The sequence below is a fragment of the Nocardiopsis sp. CNT312 genome (assembly GCF_000515115.1).
GTDB lineage: Bacteria > Actinomycetota > Actinomycetes > Streptosporangiales > Streptosporangiaceae > Nocardiopsis.
Genome location: NZ_AZXF01000012.1, coordinates 162,833 through 184,838, shown reverse-complemented (window position 1 = coordinate 184,838; position 22,006 = coordinate 162,833). Strand labels below are relative to the sequence as shown.

Genomic DNA, 22,006 nt, shown 5'->3' with positions numbered 1-22,006 from the left:
CGCCGCGCCTCTACGAGCCGCGGCGACACCCCTAGCCTAGCGTCTCCCAAGCAGTGCTTGCGCCCGGTGTCGAGCCGTGTGGTGCGGGTCGCGACAGGGTAACGTCGGGGCACGGACCACCCCATCGTCCACCACGGCCTGAGAGGGAGCCCATGCGCTACCGGATCACGTTCGCAGCCGGACTCGCCATCGGTTACGTCCTGGGAGCCAAGGCGGGCAGGGCCCGCTACGACCAGCTCGTCCGCTCCGCCCGCAAGGTCGCCGACAACCCGGCCGTGCAGGAGGCGGCCGGACTGGTCGGCGCCCAGGTCGGCAACGCCGGCCGCACGGTCTACGACAAGGCCGTGCACACCCTGCCGGTCTCCTCGGTCCGCGACTTCCTGCGCCGACCCACCGAGGAGGAAATGGAGTTCGTCGATTGGGAGGAGGGCACGGCCAAGGAGGGGGCGGGCGGGCGGCCCGACGACGTCCAGGGCCGCTAGTGGCCCCGTTCGGACGCGGCGTGCCCAAAGCGGTCCGCGCCCGGCTGGCGCGGGGCGAGCGCGTGCTCGCCCACGCGCCCGCCCAGGCGGGCCCCGACGCGCCGCTGGTGGCCACGACCCGGGCCCTGTACCTGCCCGACGGCCGCTCCGTGCCCTGGCAGGACATCGACCAGGCCAGCTGGACCCCCGACGCCCTCACCTTCCAGGAGGAGGGCGGGGGCGCACGCACCGTTGCCCTGCGTTCGGGGCCCGACGCGGTCGACTACCGGCGCCTGGCCGAGACGGTCGCCGAACGCGTCACCGCCACCATCCTGGTCAACCGGTTCGTCCCCTACCCCAGGCCCGACTCCTCCGGCGGGTTCCGCCTCGTGGCGCGCAGATCCCCACAGGGCAGCGAGGCGCACTGGCGCGTACACCTGGGCGAGGGGCTGGACCCCGACGACCCCCGGCTGTCGGACACCGTCTCGCGCACACTGCACACGCTCCGGGAACAGATGGGCATCTAGGACTCCAGTCCCCGAGCGAGGACCTCGGCCAGGTGCAGGGCCCGGCGCCCGGTGCCCTGGCCGATCTGGGTGCGGCAACTGTACCCGTCGGCCATCACCAGGGTGTCGGGGGCCGCCTCGCGCACCCGCGGCAGGAGTTCGCGCTCGCCGATGGCGCTGGAGACCTCGTAGTGGCCCTCGGTGAAGCCGAAGTCGCCCGCCAGGCCGCAGCAGCCCGAGTCCAGGACCTCCCCGTCGATCCCGGCCCGCTCGATCAGTTCGCGGTCTGCGTCGAACCCCAGCACCGCGTGCTGGTGGCAGTGCACCTGGGTGAGCGCCCTGGCCCCCAGGGGGCGCGGACGCCACTTCGGGGCCCGGGCGCGCAGGAAACCCGCCAGTGTGTGGACGGAGGCGGCCACCCGCTCGCTCTCACCGCCGGGCAGCAGTTCCACCAGGTCGTGGCGGAGCGCGGCGGTGCAACTGGGCTCCAGCCCCACCACGGGCAGACCCCGCTCGACCAGCGGCGCCAGGGCGGCGACCGCTCGGCGCATCACCGCCCGCGCCACGCCCAACTGTCCGGTGGACACCCAGGTGAGACCACAGCACACCTGCCCCTTGGGGAGCACGACGCTGAACCCGGCGTCCTCCAGGACCCGCACGGCCGAGGCGGGCACGCGGGGTGTGAGGTGGTCGCCGAAGGTGTCCGGCCACAGCACCACCTGCGGGCCGTCGGTGCGCGCCTCGCCCCGGCGCGCGCGCCGACGGAAGGCCCGCGTGAACGTGGTGGGTGCGAACGAGGGGAGGTCGCGCTGGGCGGCGACCCCGGCGAGCCGCTTGGCAAGCCGGGACACCCCGGGCAGCCGGGCGGCCCGGTTGGCCTCCTCCGGTGCCAGGGCGGCCAGACGTGCCCACAGGGGCAGCCATCCCATGGAGTAGTGCGCGGCCGGGCGGAGGCGGCCCCGGTAGTGCTGGTGCAGGAACTCCGCCTTGTAGGAGGCCATGTCCACGTTGACCGGGCAGTCGCTGAGACAGCCCTTGCAGGACAGGCACAGGTCCAGGCTCTCGCGCACCTCCTCCGAGCGCCAGCCGTCGGTGAGCACCTCTCCGGAGGCCATCTCGAACAAGAGGTGGGCGCGCCCCCGTGTGGAGTGCTTCTCCTCCTGGGTGACCTGGTAGCTGGGGCACATGACCCCGGGCCCGCTCTGGCGGCGGCACTTGCCCACCCCCGAGCAGCGGCGCAGGGTCCGGGCGAAGTCGCCGCCGTCCTCGGTGTAGGCCAGGGCGGTCTCGGTCAGCAGGGGCAGCCGGGAGCCGGAGGCCGCCCGGATGTCGGCGTCCAGGGGCAGCGGGTCGACGATGATGCCCGGGTTCATGAGCCCCTCGGGGTCCCACACGCGTTTGAACTCGGCGAAGGCCCGCAGGACCGACGCCGGGTACATGCGGTCGAGGAGTTCGGAGCGCACCTGGCCATCGCCGTGCTCCCCCGACAGGGAGCCGCCGTGGCGGACGGCCAGGTCGGCGGCCTCCTCCATGAAGGCCCTGTACTCCCGGCGCCCCTGTTCGTGCTCCAGCCCGAAGTCGATGCGCACGTGCAGGCAGCCGTCGCCGAAGTGGCCGTAGACGACCCCGGAGCGTTTGTGGCGCTCCATGAGGCGGTCGAACTCGCGCAGGTAGTCGCCCAGGCGGTCCGGGGGGACCGCGGCGTCCTCCCAGCCGGACCAGGCGTCGTGCCCGTCGGGGGTGCGCTGGAGGAGTCCGGCGCCCTCCTCGCGGATGCGCCACAGGGCGCGCCGGTGGACAGGGTCGGCGACCACGGCGGCCTCCTCGGGCCGGGAGGCCCCCGACAGCCCGGAGAGCATGCGCTCGGCCGCCGCGGCGGCGCTCTCGGGGTCCCGGCCGCCGATCTCCACCAGGAGCCAGGCGCGCCCCTTGGGCAGGGGGACGCGGGTGGAGGAGGCGTTGCGGTCCAGGGCGGCGACCATGTGGTCGTTGATGCCCTCGACGGTGAGCGGCGTGTGGCCGAGCAGGTCGGGCACGGCGTCGGCGGCAGTGGCGGCGTCCGTGTAGCCCAGGACCGCCAGGGCCCGAGCGGGCGGCGGCTCCACCAGGCGCACGGTGGCGCCGAGGACGAACACGCAGGTGCCCTCGGTCCCCACCAGCGCTGCGGCCACGTCGCGCCCCTTCTCCGGCAGCAGCCGGTCCAGGGCGTAGCCGGAGACGCGGCGCCGGAATTCGGGCATGCCGGTGCGCAGATCGGCGCGGTGGGCCTCGACGATCCGGGCGAGGGCGGTGTAGATCTCGCCCTCGCGTCCGGGGCGCCGGGCCAGTTCTCCGTACTCCTCGGCGCTGTGTCGGGAGCCGACGGTCATGCGGGTGCCGTCGCTGAGCAGGACGTCGAGGGAGACGATGTTGTCGGCGGTGGTGCCCCACGCCACGGAGTGGGAGCCGCAGGAGTTGTTGCCGACCATGCCCCCGATCGTGCACCGGCTGTGGGTGGAGGGGTCGGGCGCGAAGGTCAGCCCGTGCTCGGCGGTGGCGGCCCGCAGGTCGTCCAGGATGACGCCGGGCTGCACGGTGGCGGTGCGGGCGACGGGGTCGATGGCCTCGATGGCGCGCAGGTGGCGGGAGGTGTCGATGACGATGCCGGTGCCGATCGCGTTGCCCGCGATGGAGGTGCCCCCTCCCCTGGGCACGACCGGGACGCCGTGTTCGGCGCAGGTGCGCACGGCCGCCACACAGTCGTCGACGGTGCGGGGGATGAGGACGCCCAGCGGGACGCGGCGGTAGTTGGAGGCATCGGAGGTGTAGAGGGCGAGGGTGCCGGCGTCGAAGGCGACCGTGCCCGTGATCCGGGCTTGCAGGTCGCGGCGGAGATCGGCGGGGACCGGACGGGCGGTCGTGTGCTGCGCGTGGGCCATGGCCCTCAGCGTGGTGCCCGGGAACCGTCGTGGCAACCCCGGCGCGCCCGGGGGTCGTCGGATTGTCGACGATCCCCGGGCGGGGCGCCCCGAAGGCGCGGGTCAGCGCAGCGACTCGTCCACGGCCCGGATCAGGACGCCGTCGGGGTCCATGTCCAGGTTCCACACCATGAGCCCGCCCAGGTCGTTGCGGAGCACGTAGGCACCCTTGAGGGCGATCACCTCGGGGGTGTCGTAGGTCCACCACCGGTCTCCGTCGTAGACCCAGGCGGCGCCGGCGTCCTCGTCGAGGAAGCGCTCGCCCGCAAGGTCCTCCAGATCGGAGAAGGCCATCGTAGGCCCGTCGTAGGCGTGGTCGGCGGGCCCGGACGCGACCTGGTCGCGCCCGTCGCCGCCACCGTCCACGCCCTGCCAGCCACGGCCGAAGGCGGGCACGCCCACGACGAGCTTCCCGGGCGGGGCGCCCAGGTCCAGGTAGTGGCGGACGGCCCGGTCCACGCTGGCGGAGCCGGGTGCGTAGGCGGGCGCGTGCAGGTTGGAGTGGTGGGCGGTGCGCTCGCTCCAGGGGCCGGAGAAGTCGTAGCCCTGGACCGTGGCGAAGTCCACCAGGTCGAAGACCCGGCCCTCGTAGGCCGCTCCGGTGTCAGTCCCGCCGGGCAGGGAGACCGAGAGCGTGTAACGGCGTCCCGTCTCCTCCTCCAGGGCGTCGAACCGGCGGCGGAACTCCGCGACCAGGAGCGTGAAGTTGCCGGGGTCGTCGGGGTGGACGGTGTTGCCGGGGCGTCCCTGTCCCCCGGGCCACTCCCAGTCGATGTCGATTCCGTCGAAGAGGCCCGCCCCAGCGCCGTCGCCGCCCTGCGGCTCTCCGCCGGCCACAGGCAGGTCGCCACGGATCCACAGGTCCAGGCAGGACTCCACGAACGCCCGCCGCGACTCGGGTGTGCGGGCCGCGGTGGAGAAGTGGGCGGACAGGTTCCATCCGCCAAGGGAGAGGCTGACGTCCAGGTCCGGGTACCTCTCGCGGAGCTTGCGGAGCTGGTTGAGGCTTCCGGCGAGTTCCTGGCCGTAGGTGTCGGCCTCGCCGTCGACGCTCTCCCCGGCGGCATACCGGCGCTGGTAGAGCTCCCACGCCTGGTAGGGGTCGTGCGCGGGGACACGGCACAGGCCGTCCTCGCCGACGTCCCCGAAGGCCCAGATCAGGCGGGTGAGGCGTTCGGGGGCGCCGCTGCGCTCCAGGTCGGCGACGGTGAAGCCGCGGCCCGCCACGTTCCAGTCGGCGAAGTAGGCGATGCGTTCGGGTGGGCGTGCGGGCAGGAGCACGAGGAGTCCGCCGATCAGCAGGCCGGCACCCGCGAGGGCGCCGAGGACGGTCAGGGTGCGCTTCGCGAGTGGGCCGGAACCGGCCTCGGGGAGGGAAGGGCGCGTCACACTCCGACCGTAGGGGACGGGTCAGCCGTGCGTCAGATAGTCCCGCAGGGTTCCGGCCCGTGAGGGGTGGCGCAGCTTGGTCAGGGTCTTGGCCTCGATCTGGCGGATGCGCTCCCGGGTGACCCCGAACTCCCGTCCGACCTCCTCCAGGGTGCGGGTGCGGCCGTCGGCCAGGCCGAAGCGCAGTCCGATGATGCGCCGCTCCCGTTCGGACAGGCCCCCCAGGATGGCGTGCAGCCGCTCCTGGAGGAGGGTGAAGGAGGCCGCTTCCACGGGGGCCACCGCGTCGCGGTCCTCGATGAAGTCGCCGAAGTCGGACTCTTCCTCCCCGACCGGGGTCTGGAGGGAGACCGGGTCGCGGGCGACCCGCTGGATCTCTAGCACGCGCTCCCCGCACAGGCCCACGGCGGCGGATATCTCGGCGAGGCTGGGTTCACGGCCCAGTTTCTGGTGGAGCCGGTGCTGCGCTTTCAGGACCTTGTTGATCGCCTCCACCATGTGCACGGGAACCCTGATCGTCCGCGCCTGGTCGGCGATGGCCCGGGTGATGGCCTGGCGTATCCACCAGGTGGCGTAGGTGGAGAATTTGAACCCCCGGGCGTAGTCGAACTTCTCCACCGCGCGGATCAGGCCGAGATTGCCCTCCTGGACGAGGTCGAGGAAGAGGATGCCCCGGCCCAGGTAGCGTTTGGCGATGGAGACCACCAGGCGGAGGTTGGACTCGATGAGGCGCGCCTTGGCGCGCAGGCCCGCCTCCGCCAGTTCCGCGAGTTCCTCGGCCGTGCACACCCCGTCGTCGGGGGTCCGGTGCCGGGCGTACAGGCCGGCCTCGACGCGCTTGGCCAGGTCCACCTCCTGCTCGGCGCTGAGCAGCGGTACCCGGCCGATCTCGCTGAGGTAGAGGCGGACCAGGTCCGCTCCCGAGCGTCTGCCCTCCTGGGGGTCCTGGTCACCGTCGGTGTCGCCGACGGGTACCCCGGCCCGGACGAGGCCGGCCACCGCCTGGTCCAGGGTGCCGGGGTGCGCGCCCAAACGCTCCAGCGCCGAGGCGACCTCGCCCCGGCCGACCGCCGACCGCTCCGCGCCCGGAAGGAGGCCGACCAGGTGCCGCACTGGAGGAACGACATTGCTCGCAGCTGTGGGAGACACCCCTCCATTGTGCACTTGAGGGTGCCTTCGGAGGGAGACTTATTATTGTCACCCCGGTGCTACATTCATCCCCTCAGGGACTCTTGGAGAGCACGTTTCTGCTGTTGAAGCGCCATGAGTTCGGTAAATACGCTCCGCTGTTCCTCCATCTGGGAAGTACCTTCGAGTCGAGAGAGTTCGGACTTGAGGTTTGACTCTCGACGATTGATGGAATGGGTTCTTATTGTGCCCAGCATTTGCATGGCGTAATGTCCGTCGAGTTCTCCATGGAACTCGATCGGTTCCACGGCCAACCGGGTGAGGAAATCGCGCTGGGCCTCACTGGGCGCGGCCTCGCGGAGCCCGTTCAGCCACACCTGGGGGTCGTGGGCGGCGGCCACCCCTCCGCGTTCGGCGATGAGCGCGCGCACCGCCCGGTGCTGGGCGACGGTGAAGTCCTCCTCGGTGAAGGCGTCGAACGCGGCGGCCAGACCGGGGTGTTGGAGAGCGATCTTGAGGGCCTGGCGCTCGCGCCGCACCGACGGGTCGCGCAGGTCGTAGGGGGCCTCCCCCGCGTCCGGGGTGGGCACGGGGTGGTTGCCGGTTCGCGGAGATCCGCCCCCACGTGTGTTCGAACGCATGTGCTGGGCGACGCGGCGCTGGACGAAGGCCTCGTCCATGGTCCCGATCCAGCGGTCCAGGCTGGCGCCGTAGTTGCGGCGCACGCCCTCGTCCCGGATGCTCGCGACGATGGGCGCGGCGGCGTCCAGGGCGGCCATCCTCCCCTCCGGGGAGGCGAGGTCGTAGCCCTCCATGACGTTGCGGATCATGAACTCGTACAGCCGGACGGCACCGTCGACGAGGTCGGCCACGGCCTGGGGGCCGTGCTGGAAGCGCAGGTCACAGGGGTCGAGCCCGTCGGCCTGTACGGCGACGTAGGTCTCGGAGGTGAAGCCGTGCTCCTCGGCGAAGGCCCGCACGGCCGCCTTCTGTCCGGCCTTGTCGCCGTCGAAGGTGAAGACCACGCGGCCGCCCTGGTTGCTCCTGCCCAGCAGCATGCGGCGCAGGATCTTCACGTGGTCCTCGCCGAAGGAGGTGCCGCAGGTGGCCACGGCTGTGGTGACCCCGGCGTCGTGGCAGGCCATGACGTCGGTGTAGCCCTCGACGACCACCGCCTCGCTCTTCTGGGAGATGTCGCGTTTGGCCAGGTCGAGCCCGTACAGCAGCCGTCCCTTGTGGAAGATGGGGCTCTCGGGGGAGTTGAGGTACTTGGGTCCGTCCTCGTCCGGGTCGAGCTTGCGGGCGCCGAACCCCACGACCTCGCCGGTGACCTCGCGCACCGGCCACAGCAACCGGTTGCGGAAGCGGTCGTAGGCGCCCCGGCGGCCCTGGCTGGCCAGCCCGCCGTCGATGAGTTCCTGGTCGGTGAAGCCCTTGCGCCGCAGGTGCGCGGTGAGGTTCTCCCATCCGGCGGGGGCGAAGCCCAGGCCGAAGCGTTCGGCGTGGGAGCGGTCGAAGCCCCGGTCGGTGAGGAAGCGGCGCGCGGCGACCGCCTCGGGGGACAGCAGCGCCCCGGCGTAGAACTCCGCGGCGGCCCGGTGCGCCTCCAGGAGGCGCTGGCGCCTGCCCTCATCCCGCCGCGTGCTGCGGCCGCCCTCCTCGTAGCGGAGGGTGACACCGGCCTGGCGGGCGAGCGATTCGACGGCTTCGGCGAAGCTGAGACTATCGATCCGCTGCACGAAGGAGATGACGTCACCGCCTTCAGCGCAGCCGAAGCAGTACCACAAATTTTTCGACGGGGTGACATTGAAGGAGGGAGACTTCTCGTCGTGGAAGGGGCACAGCCCCTTGAGCGAGCCCCCTCCCGCGTTGCGCAGCTGAAGGTACTCGCCGACCACGTCCGCGATGGGTGCGCGCTCGCGCACCAGTGCGATGTCTTCGTCCCTGATCCGTCCTGCCACGGACCTCAGCCTAGTTCTCCGTAGCGACCGTTCGTCCCTGCCCCCGGAGTCCGCCGCGTTCGGTTCCCGTCCACTCTGGCACTACCAGAGTGTCAGATGAAAGTCCACGAAATGTGGAAATCTCGGGCGCACCCCCCTGTCCGAGGAGGACCGAAACAGTGTCTGGCCCATCCCGCAGCACCGGCCGGAGAACCCCCTGGACCGCCGCCGCCGCAGGAGCACTCGCCGCGGCGCTGATCGTCGTGGTCGGGATCGTCCTGTGGCCCCGTGAGCTGACCGCGGTCACCGGAATCGTCGGCTCGGAGAAGGTCGCCTACTTCGAGGACGAGCGCGTCCGCGCCCGGTTCGCCGAACTGGGCTACGAGGTGACCGTGCGCGCACGCGGGTCGCGTGTCCTGGCGGAGGACGCGGAGGGGGCCGACTTCGTCTCCCCCGGCTCCCGGCACCTGGCCCAGCGGGCCGAGGAGCTCAACGAGGGTGCCACCGTCTACCAGCCCTTCAGCACACCCATGGTGCTGCTCGGCTACGAGTCCATGGTGGAGGCCCTGGAGCCGGCCGGGGTCACCCGGGTGGCCGAGGACGGGACGTGGTCCTTCGACATGCAGGCCTACCTGGACCTGACCGAGGAGCGGACCCGCTGGCGCGACCTGCCCGGCGACTCCGTCAGCTCCGGCAACCGCCAGGAGGTCCTGGTGCGCACCACGGACCCGCGCACGTCCAACTCCGCGGCGATGTACGCGGTGGTGCTCTCCTACCTGCTCAACGACGAGGAGGTGCTGCGACCGGGCTCCCCGGACCCCGGGATGGTCGAGCGCGTCTCCCGGCTCTTCCTCGCCCAGGGGCAGCCGCCCGAGTCCTCACAGCAGCCCTTCGAGCAGTTCCGCGACCTCGGGGCCGGACACACCCCGCTGGTGTGGGTGTACGAGGCCCAGTACGTGCACGCCATGCTGGACGGCCCGGCCCTGGACGGTGACGCGCGGGTCCTCTACCCCACCCCGACCGTGCACTCCGAGCACGCCGTCGTCGCCTTCTCCGCACCCGGCAACGCCGTCGGCCACCTGTTGGCGGAGGACACCGAACTCCAGGAGCTCGCCGCGGCCCACGGGTTCCGCACGGCCAGCGCCGACGTCTTCGGCGCACTGGTGCGGACGAACGACCTGTCGGTCCGCGGCCGGATCACCGACGTCGTCCACCCGCCGACCTACGAGGCACTGGAGGCACTGCTGACCAGCATCGAGGACGCCTACGGAGCCAACGGACTGCCCCCGGCACGCGACGAGGCCGATACCGGCGGCGCGGCGGGGGGTGGCGAGGCATGAGCCGCGCCCTTGGAGCCGCGACGCTGGCGCTCGCCCTCACAGCGGCGGGCTGCTCGGTCCCCGCCCCGTTCTCCAACACCCTCCGCGTCCTGGCCGGGAGCGAGATCGCCGACCTGGAACCCCTGCTGGAGGAGGTCGGCGAACGCACCGGCGTGACGGTGGAGCTGGACTACAGCGGCACCCTGGACGGCCTGGACCGGGTCGCCGCGGGCGATACCGGAACCTACGACGCGGTGTGGTTCGCCTCCAACCGGTACCTGCACCTGCACCCGGGCGGACGCGACGCCGTGGACACCGAGACCCCGGTCATGGTCTCCCCCGTGATCCTGGGCGTGGCCCAGTCGCGCGCCCGCGAACTGGGCTGGTCCGACGGGACCGAGGTGACCTGGTCCGACGTGGCCGAGGCGGTCCAGGAGGAGGACCTCACCTACGGCATGACCAACCCGGGCGCCTCCAACTCCGGGTTCTCCGCCCTGATCGGGGTGGCCTCGGCGCTGGCCGACACCGGCGCGGCCCTGGAGAGTGGGGACGTGGAACGGGTCCGGCCCGAGCTCGTGGAGTTCTTCCAGGGCCAGGAGGTCTTCTCCGGTTCCTCGGGGTGGCTCGCCGACGCCTTCGAGCGCCGCGCCCGCGAGGGCCGCCCGGTGGACGCGATGATCAACTACGAGTCCGTGCTGCTGTCGATGAACGGGGCCGGTGTGCTGGAGGAGCCGCTCACGCTCGTCCACCCGGCGGACGGCGCGGTCACCGCGAACTACCCGCTGACGCTGCTGGCGGACCCCTCCGAGGAGGTGCGGTCGGCCTACGGCCGGCTGGTCGGGGACCTGTTGTCGGAGGAGACCCAGCGGCGGATCGCCGACGACACCCTGCGCCGCCCGGCCTCCCCGGAGGCCGCTCTGTCCGTCGACGTGCCGCCGCTGGTGGAACTGCCCTTCCCCGCACGGCTCGACGTGGTCGACGGCCTGGTCGCCGAGTACGTCAGCGAACTGCGGCGGCCGGCCCGCACGGTATACGTGCTGGACGCGTCGGGTTCGATGGAGGGCAAGCGGCTGGAGGACCTGAAGTCGGCGCTGGAGGCGCTGACGGGCGCCGACGGCGGCTCGCTCACCGAGCGGACCCAGGCCTTCCAGGAGCGGGAGGAGGTGACCCTGCTGCCGTTCTCCACCACGGCGCACGAGCCGAGCACGTTCGTGATGGAGCCGGGAGAGACCGAGTCGGTGCTCGCGGACCTGGTGGAGGAGGTGCGCTCGCTGGAGGCGGACGGGGACACCGCGGCCTACGACGCGCTGCGGGGCGCGTACACGCTCCTGGACCGGGCGCCCGACGACGGCCACCTGAGGTCGGTGGTGCTGATGACCGACGGAGAGGTGAACCTGGGCTCCACCCTGGAGGAGTTCCGCGCCTTCCGGGAGGGGCTGCCGCGGGAGGTGGCCGCCGCCCCGGTGTTCACCGTGCTGTTCGGGGAGTCCCACGTGGGCGAGATGGAGGACCTGGCGGAGATGACGGGCGGTCGGGTCTTCGACGCGCGCGAGCAGGAGTTGGAGCAGGTCTTCCGGGAGATCCGCGGCTACCAGTGACCGGTGTGCTCCGGCGCGTCCCCGCGCCGGAGCATCCGTCCGGCGTGCCACCACGGCACCCCTGCGGCCAGGGCGGTGCCCGCGGCGGTCACCGCTCCCGCCAGAGGCCCCGCAGCAGGTCGTGGCCGCTGGCGTGCGGCCCGGTCGGACGGGCCTCCCGCCACCGCTCCGGCCGGGGCGAGGGCCCCGGGCAGCACGTGGGCCCCCAGCCCGAGGGACTGTGCGTGAACGCACTCGCCAGCGGCGGGGGCGGTCGGAGACGGCCGCCCCGGCCACGAGCGCGGTCAGGGGTGGCCGGGTGCACGCCAGTGTCAGCACAGCGACCGCGTGTGCCCGGGTGGGGGCCGTCCGCGTCCTTCGGTGCCGGGGCCGCTCAGGGCTCTCAGCCGACGAGGCGACGGTGCAGAGCGGTGGCGGAGGTGTCGGTGAGCGAGGCGACCTGGTCGACGACCACGCGCAGCGCGGCGGCGTCGTCGCGGGCCCGCTCGTAGGGGGCCCGGAACTGCGGGTCGAGGCCGTCGGGGGCGCCCGCGCGCAGGGCGGCGACCAGTTCGGTGACCATCCTGCGCTCCTCCACCTGGTAGCGCAGGGCCTCCTCGCGCGCCATCACGAAGTGCGCCGCCACCGCCTTGAGCAGCGCGCACTCCAGCAGGGCGCGGCGGGGCAGGACGAGTTCGGCGCCGTAGCGGGTGAGCCGTCCGGGGCCGTGGACGTCGCGGGTGGCGCGTTCGGCGGCGCGGCAGAACCGGCCGATGAGTTCGCTGGTGAGGTTCTTGAGCGCGGCGAGGGAGCCGATGTCGCCGGTGAACGCGCGGGGCCAGACGGGTTCGGCGAGCAGACCGGTGAGGGTCTCCTCCAGCTCGGTGGTGTCGGCGTCGCAGTAGCGCTCGGCGGCTGTGCGGCACACCTCGGCGCGCTCGGCGGGGCTGTGCAGGGCGGCCATGCTCACCAGCCCGGCGTGCAGGGCGTCCTCGACGTCGTGCACGGAGTAGGCGACGTCGTCGGACCAGTCCATCACCTGCGCCTCGAAGCAGGTGCGCCCGGTGGGCGCACCCTCGCGCAGCCAGGTGAAGGCCTCGGTGTCGTCGGGGTAGCAGTTGAATTTGCGGGTGTCGCCGCCCTCGCCCCTGCGCCAGGGGTACTTCACGGTGGCGTCGAGGGTGGCTCGGGTGAGGTTGAGCCCGGCGCTGCGCCCGTCGGGGGCCACGACCTTGCCCTCCAGGCGGGTGAGCAGGCGCAGGCTCTGGGCGTTGCCCTCGAATCCGCCGCACGCGGCGGCGGCCTCGTCCAGGGCACGTTCGCCGTTGTGGCCGAACGGGGGGTGCCCGAGGTCGTGGGACAGGCATGCGGCCTCGACGAGGTCGGGGTCGCAGCCCAGGGCCTTGCCGAGTTCGCGGCCGATCTGGGCGCACTCCAGGGAGTGGGTGAGGCGGGTGCGTGGGAAGTCGCTCACTCCGAGCTGGACGACCTGGGTCTTGGCGGCCAGGCGGCGGAGCGCGGAGCTGTGCAGGACCCGGGCACGGTCGCGTTCGAAGGGGCCGCGGGAGCGGCTCTTGCGCGGCTCGGGCTCGCGGCGTTCGGTGTCGGCACGGCTGTAGCCGGGTTCGGCGCCCTCGGCTCCGGTGTTGGTGTCCATCGTTTTCCGACGTTACTCGACCAAGGGTCCGAAAAACGGTATGGAACTCATCTTCAGGCAGCGTTCACACGGATCTCACTGCTGTCGTTGAAGATCCAGTAGTACCAGAGCGAGGCGGTCTCCCTGGTGATGTACCACAGTTGGGTGCTGCGTTCGATGACCGCGGGGCCCGAGCGCGAGGGCGAGGTGCCCGCCTCGATGCCGAAGTCGGCCGCCATGATCTTGGAGCGCAGGCTGTGCCAGGGGTCGGAGACCAGGGTGGCGTCCTGCCAGCCGTTGGTGTCGAAGACCTCGGAGACGGCCTGGATGCTCTGGAGGGTGTCGCTGCCCTCCTCCACCGCGATGATCTGCTCGGCGGGAACGCCGACCTCGACCAGCCAGTTGCGGCCCGAGGCGGCCTCGGTGAAGTTGTCCCCGGGCAGTTTGCCGCCCACGGTGACGATGACGGGGGCGACGCCGTTCTGGTACAGGCTCTGGGCGTGCCGCAGGCGGGCCTCGAAGACCGGCGAGGGGACGCCGTTGTACTGGCTGGCGCCCAGGACCACGATGGCGTCCGTGGTGGCGCGGTCGTCCTGGCGGGCGGTGTACCACACCCACGCCCAGGTCCCGGAGGGCAGTACGAGCGCGGTGATCAGTAGCAGGACGAGGACCCAGCGCACCCGGAACCGGCTCCTGCGGGGGCGGCGTGTGCGGGCCGTGGGCCTCTTGGGGGCCCGGCCTCCGCGCCGGGGGCGCTCGTCGGCCGGCAGCCGGGGCTCCTCCCATTCGACGGGGACGTAGACGCCGCTGTCGGCGGTGTCCTCGCGGCTGAACACCCGGGTGGCCGCGTCGGCGGACCGTGCGGTGTCCCTGGAGAACTCCGGGCTGGCTTCGGCCCCGGGCTCGGTGTGCGCGGCGGGGCCGCCGCGCACGAAGACCCGTGTGCTCTCGTCGTCCGCCGGAGACGCGGAGGCCGGAGCCTCCTGTGGTTCGTCGCCGCGCTCGTCGCCTGCCGCTCGCACCGGCCCACCTCCGCACGAATCGCTGCCTGGAGAATGCGTACCCCACTGGGACGGCCACCGATCCCCGATGGTTCGCCACCACCACCGAACAGTGCCACGGACGACGACCGCAACGGAAGGGTCGATGCGCCCGGTGACCGGACGGGTACTGGGGGACGAGAGGGAGCAACGGACGGACCAATGGTCAAGATTATATCACGAAAGAGTCACATCTCACCTTTGCGGTAAACGATTCTCTAGGGAGAAGTCTAGAGCGTGTCGACCCCGTCGCGCATAGGGAAAGGGGGCCGCAGGTGCCCCCGCGGCCCCCTCCCGAAGGCTCAGACCTCGGTACGCCGGGCGGCGCGCCCCGCCTCCAGGCGGGCCACGGGGACCCGGAACGGGGAGCAGGACACGTAGTCAAGCCCCACCTCGTGGAAGAAGTGGACCGAGGCCGGGTCACCGCCGTGCTCACCGCACACGCCGAGCTTAATCCCCGGGCGGGCGGCGCGCCCCTCCTCCACCGCGATGCGGACGAGGCGGCCGACGCCGTCGACGTCCAGGGACTCGAACGGCGACACCCCGAACACGCCCTTCTCCAAGTAGGCGGAGAAGAAGGAGGCCTCCACGTCGTCGCGGGAGAAGCCCCAGACCGTCTGGGTGAGGTCGTTGGTGCCGAAGGAGAAGAACTCGGCGTTCTCCGCGATCTGGCCCGCCGTCAGGGCGGCCCGGGGCAGCTCGATCATCGTGCCGACAGGGAAGTCGAGCTCGATCCCGTGTTCCCGGCCCACCTCGCGCAGCACCCGCAGCGCGTCGTCGCGGATGATCTCCAGCTCCTGCACCGTCCCCACGAGAGGAATCATGATCTCCGGGCGGGGGCGGCCGCCCTGCTTGATCCGGTCCACGGCCGCCAGGGCGATGGCGCGCACCTGCATGGTGAACAGGCCCGGTACGACCAGTCCCAGCCGCACGCCGCGCAGGCCCAGCATCGGGTTCTGCTCGTGCAGCTTGTGCACCGCCTGGAGGACCCGGAGGTCGTTCTCGTGGCTCTCACCGCGGGCCTCGGCCACGGCCACCCGCACCGACAGTTCGGTGATGTCGGGCAGGAACTCGTGCAGCGGCGGGTCGAGCAGGCGCACCGTGACGGGCAGGCCGTCCATGGCGCCGAGGATGCCGCCGAAGTCCTCGCGCTGGAGCGGGAGCAGGGTGTCGAGGGACTCCTGCTGCTCCTTCTCCGTGTCGGCGAGGATGAGGCGCTCCACCAACTGGCGCCGGTCGCCCAAAAACATGTGCTCGGTCCGGCACAGGCCGATGCCCTGCGCTCCCATGCGGCGGGCGCGCGCGGCGTCCTCGGGGGTGTCGGCGTTGGCGCGCACGTACATCCGGCGGGCGGCGTCGACGTAGTGCATGAGCCGGTCCACGGCGCGCACGAGGTCATCTGCCTCGTCGGAGGCGGGGTCGATCTCGCCCTCGAAGTAGCGTACGACGGGCGAGTCCACGACGGGCACCTCGCCGAGGAAGACCGCGCCGCTGGTGCCGTCGATGGAGATGATGTCGCCCTCCTCGACCACCTCGCCACCGGGCGCGGTCAGGCACCGGTTCTTGGTGTCGATGTCGAGTTCCTCGGCACCGCACACGCACGTCTTGCCCATGCCCCGGGCGACGACGGCGGCGTGGGAGGTCTTGCCGCCGCGGCTGGTGAGGATGCCCTCGGCGGCGATCATCCCCTCCAGGTCGTCGGGGTTGGTCTCGCGGCGGCACAGGATGACCTTCTCACCGCTGCGGGACCACTTGACGGCGGTGTAGGAGTCGAAGACCGCCTTGCCGACCGCGGCACCGGGCGAGGCGTTCATACCACCGCCGATGCGGTGGGAGTCACCGGCGGCGGTCTCGTCGAAGCGCGGGAACATGAGCTGGGCGAGCTGGTCTCCGGTGACGCGCTGGACTGCCTCGTCGAGGCCGATCATGCCCTGGTCGACGAGCTGGTCGGCGATGCGGAAGGCGGCGGCGGCCGTGCGCTTGCCGACGCGGGTCTGGAGCATCCACAGCTTGCCGCGCTCGATGGTGAACTCGATGTCGCACAGGTCCCTGTAGTGGTTCTCCAGGGTCTCCATGATGCCCGTCAGCTCGCGGTAGCTGGAGGCGTCGATGTTCTCCAGGTCGGCGAGCGGCACGGTGTTGCGGGTACCGGCGACGACGTCCTCGCCCTGGGCGTTCTGGAGGTAGTCGCCGTAGACGCCCTGCTGGCCGCTGGCGGGGTCGCGCGTGAAGGCCACGCCGGTGCCGGAGTCCATACCGAGGTTGCCGAAGACCATGGAGCAGATGTTGACGGCGGTGCCCAGGTCGGCGGGGATGCGCTCCTGTCGGCGGTAGAGCACGGCGCGCGGCGCGTTCCAGGACTCGAAGACCGCCCGGACCGCCTGGTTCATCTGCTCGCACGGGTCGGTGGGGAAGGGGTGGCCGGTCTGCTCGGCGACGATGGCCTTGAACCGGTCGACCAGCGCGCGGAAGTCGTCGGTGTCGAGGTCGAGGTCGTCGGTGATGCCCTTGGCTGCCTTGGCCTGGTCGATGGCGTCCTCGAAGAGCTCGCCGTCGATGCCCTGGACGGTCTTGCCGAACATCTGGATGAGGCGCCGGTAGGAGTCCCAGGCGAAGCGCGCGTCACCGCCCTGAGCGGCCAGGCCCTCGACGGACTCGTCGTTGAGGCCGATGTTGAGGACGGTCTCCATCATGCCGGGCATGGAGAAGCGGGCACCCGAGCGTACGCTCACCAGGAGCGGGTCGTCGGGTTGGCCGAGCCGACGGCCCATGGCCTTCTCCAGCTCCTCCAGGGCGGCCTCGACCTGGGCGTCGAGCCCGGCGGGCACCTCCCCGTTGTCGAGGTAGTGGCGGCACGCCTGGGTGGTGATCGTGAATCCCGGGGGCACCGGCAGGCCCAGGTTGGTCATCTCGGCGAGGTTGGCACCCTTGCCTCCGAGGAGGTCCTTCAGGTCCTTGTTGCCCTCGGTGAACTTGTAGACGTACTTGGTCACGGGGGTGCTCCCTCGGTCGTGTCGGCGGCTCCGCGTCGAGCCGACCCTGACTGGACGGGCGCGACTCTATCCAGACCGCGCGGAACTCCTTGTCCATGAGCTGCAGTTTTCCGAGTTTTTGCAGTTCACCCTCCTCATAGAGGTCTATACCAATGGTTCAGCACCGGTACGGGTGGCCCACTCCCCCAGGATACGGGGGCAGTGGCTCACGCATCGGCTGCACCGCTGGTCACAGCAGGTGTGTTCGGACGGCGGGAATCCCGAAACCGCACATCAGCCCCGACGAAGGCCCTGCGACCACTCATCCGCACTGCCTTGTGCCGGCGGGGGCCTGTGTCTGGCGCCACCCCTGTACCAATGAGTAACCTACGGATCCGTAGGTTAGGCTTCGCACAGAACTCCCGCCTCGGGGCGGGTACACGTGAGGGAGGGTGTACGGCGGTGTCGAACGAGCAGGCACGGAAGAACGGGAACACGGGACCGGACGGAAACGACCCCGGCACCGGTGAGGCCTCCGTGCCCGAACGGGCGGCCACGGCCGCCGGCGAACTACTGGAGGCGGTCAAGCCCCGCCTGCGCGGGTGGCTGCACCTGGGCACGGCGCCCCTGGCCCTGGCCGCCGGGATCGTGCTCGTCTGCCTCTCCCCCACCTGGCCCGCCGGAGTGGCCAGCGCCGTGTACGCGCTCAGCTCGGTGATGCTGTTCAGCACCTCGGCCGTCTACCACGTGGGCCGCTGGTCGCCGCGCGCGCAGAAGGTCCTGCGGCGCATGGACCACTCCAACATCTACCTCATCATCGCGGGCACCTACACGCCGTTCGTGGTGCTGGTGCTCGACGGCGGCCTGCGCGCGGCGATGCTGGCCCTCATCTGGACCGGCGCCGTCGCCGGGGTCGGTTTCAAGCTGCTCTGGCTGGGCGCGCCGCGCTGGCTGTCCACGGCGCTGTACCTGGCGATCGGCTGGGTGGCGGTGCTGTTCATCCCGCAGCTGATCAGCGGCACGCACCCGGCGACGTGGATCCTCGTCCTCGTGGGCGGGGTGCTCTACAGCGTCGGGGCGGTGGTCTACGCCCTCAAGTGGCCCGACCCGGCGCCGCGCTGGTTCGGCTTCCACGAGATCTTCCACTCGCTGACCATCGCCGCGTTCGTGTGCCAGTACATCGCGGTGTCCTTCGTCGTCTACACCTCCGGCTGAGCCCGATCCCGCTAGGGTCGTCCCCCGTGAAGCGACGATTCACCTGGGCACACCTGCCCAAGCCGCCTTCGAGGCGGAGTTCGGGCGGGTGCGCCGCACCACGACCACCCCGCCCGGCCTCACGGTCGGCATCGCCTCGCGTGTGGAGACCGAGCGCCGCACCGTGTTCGTCAAGGCGGTTCCGGTGAGGTCACCGGCTCTGCCCGGCTACCGGCGGGAGCGGGCGGTGGCGGAGGCGCTTCCGTCCGGTGTTCCTGCGCCCCGGCTGCTCTGGGGCTGCGAGGGCGGGTGGCTGACACTGGTCTTCGAGCATGTCGGGGGCCGACACGTGGACCTGTTCTCGGAAGCCCCGGCGGTCATGCGGACCCTGCTGGACATGCGCGACCGGCTGGTCCCCTCCCCCGTTCCCGGCATGCGCCCCATCAGGGAGAAACTGGACGCATTCCTGGCGTCGGCCCGATCCGCGCTCAACGGCGGGGCGGAGGAGATCGATCGCCCGGCGGCGGCGCACGAATCCGCGCCACTGGTCGATCTGGTCCTCCAGGGCGTCCGCGCGCACGGTCGCGCTCATCAGGAGATCCCCCCTGCCGGTGCGTCACCGAGGATCGGCGGGCGCGCGGCGGCCTGCCACACCTGCTTGAGCGCGTCGGCGACCACGCTCCACTGCTCCTGCCGTTCGGTCAGCGTCTGGAGCCCGGCCTCGGTGATCGCATAGTGCTTGCGGCGGCGACCCTGGGCGGAGGTACCCCAGGACGCCCGCACGAAGCCGTTGCGCTCCAGGCGGTGCAGCAGCGGGTAGAGCATCCCGTCCGTCCACTGCATCCGGCCGCCGGAGAGCTCGTTGACCCGTTTGACGATGGCGTATCCATAGGACTCGCCCTCGGCCAGGATGCCCAGAACGAGCGGTGTGGCCGACGCCGCGACCAGGTCCTTGTCTATGTGCACTGCCCCTCCCCCTACCTAGTTCTGCTAGGGGCCGTTACCCCAGCAGAACTAGGCATGGAAGTACGAGGCATCATGCCGGACCCCACGAAGGGCGTCGGATCGACCGCGGACCCTGCGCCGCAGGTCACAATCGGCTCACGCGATGCGACAAGGGGCACCAAACGACCGCTTACCGCACACGCCCTACCGCTACGTTGAGTGCAGGAGCCCGCGGCCGTGTGCGGCCCGGGACCAGAGGCGGTCGGCCCTCCCCCCGGAGCCGGCCGCCTCACCGCCGCCCAGCACGCGGCCGTCCGCCCTCAGGCTCCGGTCACGCCCTCCTCACCAGCCCCCTCCCCCTCCGGGTCGAGGGGGCGCAGCGGCTCGTAGCAGTCGTAGTTGCGCTGGGCGATGATCCTTCCGTCGCGGAACTCCAGGAAGGTGGCGACGTGTGCGCGCAGGACGTGTCCGGCGGGCAGCCCGCCCAGCGGCACCGCCAGCGTTCCCGACCAGGCGACCTCCGCGGCGACCCGATCCCCGGAGGCCATCGCCTCGACCACCTCGAAGGACTGCTCGGAGAGCATGCCCCTGCCCTGTTCCGAGGCGGCGGTGACCTCCTTCAGGGTGCGGACGGTGCCCTCGGGGAACAGGACGTTGGGCAACTGGGTGTGGACGGCGTCCGGGTGGAAGAAGGAGGTGAGCTCCTCGGTGTCGGCAAAGCGGGACACCGCCTCGTGGTAGCGGATGGTCGTCGTGACATTGGGGTGTTCATCGATTCTCGACATATCTTCAACCATAGTTGTGCAACCTAGGTTGTCAATACACAATGGGGGTATGTCACAACCACTGGAACCCGACGACCTGGACACCAGCACGCTCGCCCTCTTCGTGGGATCGGCGGCCGCCTCATCCGTCCAGGACGCACTCGCCGCCCACGGCTTCGCCGACCTGCGCACGTCCCACGGCTACGTCTTCCAACAACTCGTCGAGAACGAGCCCACCATCGGCGACCTGGCCGAGAGGCTGGACATGACCCCGCAGGGCGCCTCGAAAACGGTCGTGGAGCTCGAACGGCTCGGCTACACCGAGCGGTTCCCCTCCCCCGAGGACGCCCGGGTCCGCCGGGTCAGGCTGACCGCACGCGGCCGCGCGGCCGTCGAGACCGCCCGTGCCGCACGGACGGAGACGGAGGAACGGCTCCGCCGACGCCTGGGCGACGACGCGCTGCGCACCCTCCGCTCACTGCTCACCGAACTCCTCGACGAGTTCGGGGCCGCTGCCGCCGTCCGGCAGCGCGAGGTCCGGCCGCCCCGCTGACCACCCCGGGGACAGCGCGCGGCCGCCCGCCCCACACGGGGACGGGCGGCCGCCGTTCGTCCAACCCACCGGCACTAGCAGCCGGGCAGGCGCTCCACCAGGTAGGTCTCCACCCGGTCCAGGGACACGCGCTCCTGGGACATGGTGTCGCGCTCGCGCACGGTCACCGCGCTGTCCTCCAGGGTGTCGAAGTCCACCGTCACGCAGAACGGCGTGCCGATCTCGTCCTGGCGGCGGTAGCGGCGGCCGATCGCGCCGGCGTCGTCGAACTCCACGTTCCAGCGCTTGCGCAGGGCGGCGGCCAGGTCGCGGGCCTTGGGCGAGAGGTCGGCGTTGCGCGAGAGCGGCAGCACCGCGGCCTTGACCGGCGACAGGCGCGGATCCAGGCGCATCACGGCACGCTTCTCCATCTTGCCCTTGGCGTTGGGTGCCTCGTCGACGTTGTAGGCGTCGAGCATGAACGTCAGCACCGTGCGGTCCACACCGGCCGCGGGCTCGATGACGTAGGGGATGTAGCGCTCGTTGTTCTCCTGGTCGAAGTAGGACAGGTCCTGGCCGGAGGCCTCGCTGTGCGTACGGAGGTCGTAGTCCGTCCGGTTGGCGATGCCCTCCAGTTCGCCCCACTCACTGCCCTGGAAGTTGAAGCGGTACTCCACGTCCACGGTGCGCTTGGAGTAGTGCGAGAGCTTCTCCTGGGGGTGCTCGTACAGCCGCAGGTTGTCCTTGGCGATACCGAGGTCGACGTACCACTGGAGGCGGGTGTCGATCCAGTACTGGTGCCACTCCTCGTCACTGCCGGGCTTGACGAAGAACTCCATCTCCATCTGCTCGAACTCGCGGGTGCGGAAGATGAAGTTGCCCGGGGTGATCTCGTTGCGGAACGACTTGCCGATCTGGCCGATGCCGAAGGGCACCTTGCGCCGCGCGGACTGCTCGACGTTCTTGTAGTTGACGAAGATGCCCTGCGCGGTCTCCGGACGGAGATAGGCCAGGCCCTTCTCGTCCTGGACCGGGCCCAGGTGGGTACGGAGCAGGCCGTTGAACATGCGCGGCTCGGTGAAGGAGTCCTTCGCACCACAGTTGGAACAGGCCAGCGCGTTCAGGCCGCCCTCGGGTTCGCGGCCGTGCTTCTCCTCATAGGCCTCGATGAGGTGGTCGGCGCGGAAGCGCTTGTGACAGGACTGGCACTCGGTGAGCGGGTCGACGAAGGCCTTGACGTGACCGGAGGCCTCCCAGACCTCGCGGGCCAGGATGACACTGGAGTCCAAGCCGACGATGTCCTCGCGCTCCTGCACCATCGTGCGCCACCACTGGCGCTTGACGTTGGCCTTCAGCTCCACACCCAGGGGACCGTAGTCCCAGGCGGCGCGCAGACCCCCGTAGATCTCACTGGAGGGGTAGACCAGGCCCCGCCGCTTGGCGAGGTTGACCAGTGCGTCCATTGCCTCTGACTTGGCGGCCATGGGTGACTCTCCATCCGGCTGGCGGTCGGTGGATCGCGGTGCGCGATACATCGGTGCTGATCAGGGAAGTGCGGGCCGCGGCGCGACCGGGGCGGGGTGCGCCATGTGCCCGCCCTCCCAGGCTAGAGCACATGGGCTCCGCTCGCGCACGGATCCACAGGC

At 71.3% G+C, this 22,006-nt stretch carries 16 protein-coding genes; 6 read left to right on the top strand and 10 right to left on the bottom strand.

Annotated elements, in window-relative coordinates; genetic code table 11:
• The first annotated feature begins 152 nt into the window (after positions 1-152).
• Positions 153-482: a hypothetical protein gene (locus tag B042_RS0104595; RefSeq protein ID WP_028647266.1), complete on the top strand. Its 330-nt coding sequence runs from the start codon at positions 153-155 to the stop codon at positions 480-482.
• The gene (locus B042_RS0104590) at positions 482-988 is read left to right on the top strand and encodes a hypothetical protein (protein ID WP_028647265.1); all 507 of its coding nucleotides are present in this window, start codon (positions 482-484) and stop codon (positions 986-988) included. The genes B042_RS0104595 and B042_RS0104590 overlap by 1 nt, the downstream gene beginning before the upstream one ends.
• Here B042_RS0104590 and B042_RS0104585 read toward each other — a convergent pair.
• The 4 genes from B042_RS0104585 to dnaG all read right to left on the bottom strand — a co-directional run bounded on the left by B042_RS0104585 (position 985) and on the right by dnaG (position 8,402).
• Entirely contained in the window at positions 985-3,885 is a 2,901-nt protein-coding gene (locus tag B042_RS0104585; protein WP_028647264.1) for an FAD-binding and (Fe-S)-binding domain-containing protein, read from the bottom strand. The genes B042_RS0104590 and B042_RS0104585 overlap by 4 nt on opposite strands.
• A gap of 102 nt (positions 3,886-3,987) precedes the next feature.
• Positions 3,988-5,313, bottom strand: a complete 1,326-nt coding sequence (locus B042_RS0104580; protein ID WP_231493813.1) for a glycoside hydrolase family 18 protein — start codon at positions 5,311-5,313, stop codon at positions 3,988-3,990.
• A 21-nt stretch (positions 5,314-5,334) separates the two neighbouring features.
• Positions 5,335-6,417 (bottom strand): RNA polymerase sigma factor RpoD, encoded by a 1,083-nt coding sequence (rpoD, locus tag B042_RS0104575; RefSeq protein ID WP_028647262.1) that lies wholly within the window; start codon positions 6,415-6,417, stop codon positions 5,335-5,337.
• A gap of 110 nt (positions 6,418-6,527) precedes the next feature.
• Positions 6,528-8,402, bottom strand: coding sequence for a DNA primase (dnaG, locus tag B042_RS0104570; protein ID WP_028647261.1), 1,875 nt, complete (start codon positions 8,400-8,402; stop codon positions 6,528-6,530).
• Between the two features lie 158 nt (positions 8,403-8,560).
• On the opposite strand from dnaG, the gene B042_RS0104565 reads away from it, so the two are divergent.
• Complete coding sequence (locus tag B042_RS0104565; RefSeq protein ID WP_028647260.1) at positions 8,561-9,721, top strand: hypothetical protein; 1,161 nt, start codon at positions 8,561-8,563, stop codon at positions 9,719-9,721.
• Positions 9,718-11,298, top strand: coding sequence for a VWA domain-containing protein (locus tag B042_RS0104560; RefSeq protein WP_028647259.1), 1,581 nt, complete (start codon positions 9,718-9,720; stop codon positions 11,296-11,298). Before B042_RS0104565 ends, B042_RS0104560 begins: the two co-directional genes overlap by 4 nt.
• A 382-nt stretch (positions 11,299-11,680) precedes the next feature.
• On the opposite strand, the gene B042_RS0104555 is transcribed toward B042_RS0104560, so the two are convergent.
• The 3 genes from B042_RS0104555 to ppdK form a co-directional block, all read right to left on the bottom strand.
• The gene (locus tag B042_RS0104555; RefSeq protein WP_028647258.1) at positions 11,681-12,934 is read right to left on the bottom strand and encodes a deoxyguanosinetriphosphate triphosphohydrolase; all 1,254 of its coding nucleotides are present in this window, start codon (positions 12,932-12,934) and stop codon (positions 11,681-11,683) included.
• 53 nt (positions 12,935-12,987) lie between these two features.
• Positions 12,988-13,935 (bottom strand): YdcF family protein, encoded by a 948-nt coding sequence (locus tag B042_RS0104550; RefSeq protein ID WP_028647257.1) that lies wholly within the window; start codon positions 13,933-13,935, stop codon positions 12,988-12,990.
• A 320-nt stretch (positions 13,936-14,255) separates the two neighbouring features.
• A complete protein-coding gene (gene ppdK, locus B042_RS0104545; RefSeq protein ID WP_028647256.1) occupies positions 14,256-16,946 on the bottom strand; it encodes a pyruvate, phosphate dikinase in 2,691 nt (896 codons plus the stop codon).
• A 441-nt stretch (positions 16,947-17,387) separates the two neighbouring features.
• Here ppdK and B042_RS0104535 point away from each other — a divergent pair, with 441 nt between their 5' ends.
• Positions 17,388-18,140 (top strand): hemolysin III family protein, encoded by a 753-nt coding sequence (locus tag B042_RS0104535; protein ID WP_028647255.1) that lies wholly within the window; start codon positions 17,388-17,390, stop codon positions 18,138-18,140.
• Positions 18,141-18,710: 570 nt separating this feature from the next.
• Here B042_RS0104535 and B042_RS0104525 read toward each other — a convergent pair.
• Together B042_RS0104525 and B042_RS21955 are read right to left on the bottom strand one after the other, a co-directional pair.
• Entirely contained in the window at positions 18,711-19,085 is a 375-nt protein-coding gene (locus tag B042_RS0104525) for a PadR family transcriptional regulator (protein ID WP_028647253.1), read from the bottom strand.
• Between the two features lie 299 nt (positions 19,086-19,384).
• Positions 19,385-19,849, bottom strand: a complete 465-nt coding sequence (locus B042_RS21955; RefSeq protein WP_231493811.1) for a nuclear transport factor 2 family protein — start codon at positions 19,847-19,849, stop codon at positions 19,385-19,387.
• Between the two features lie 49 nt (positions 19,850-19,898).
• On the opposite strand from B042_RS21955, the gene B042_RS0104515 reads away from it, so the two are divergent.
• A complete protein-coding gene (locus tag B042_RS0104515) occupies positions 19,899-20,381 on the top strand; it encodes a MarR family winged helix-turn-helix transcriptional regulator (RefSeq protein WP_036553855.1) in 483 nt (160 codons plus the stop codon).
• A gap of 74 nt (positions 20,382-20,455) precedes the next feature.
• Here the strand turns inward: B042_RS0104515 and B042_RS0104510 are convergent, their stop codons facing one another.
• Entirely contained in the window at positions 20,456-21,844 is a 1,389-nt protein-coding gene (locus B042_RS0104510; protein WP_197024169.1) for a glycine--tRNA ligase, read from the bottom strand.
• Between the last annotated feature and the right edge of the window lie 162 nt (positions 21,845-22,006).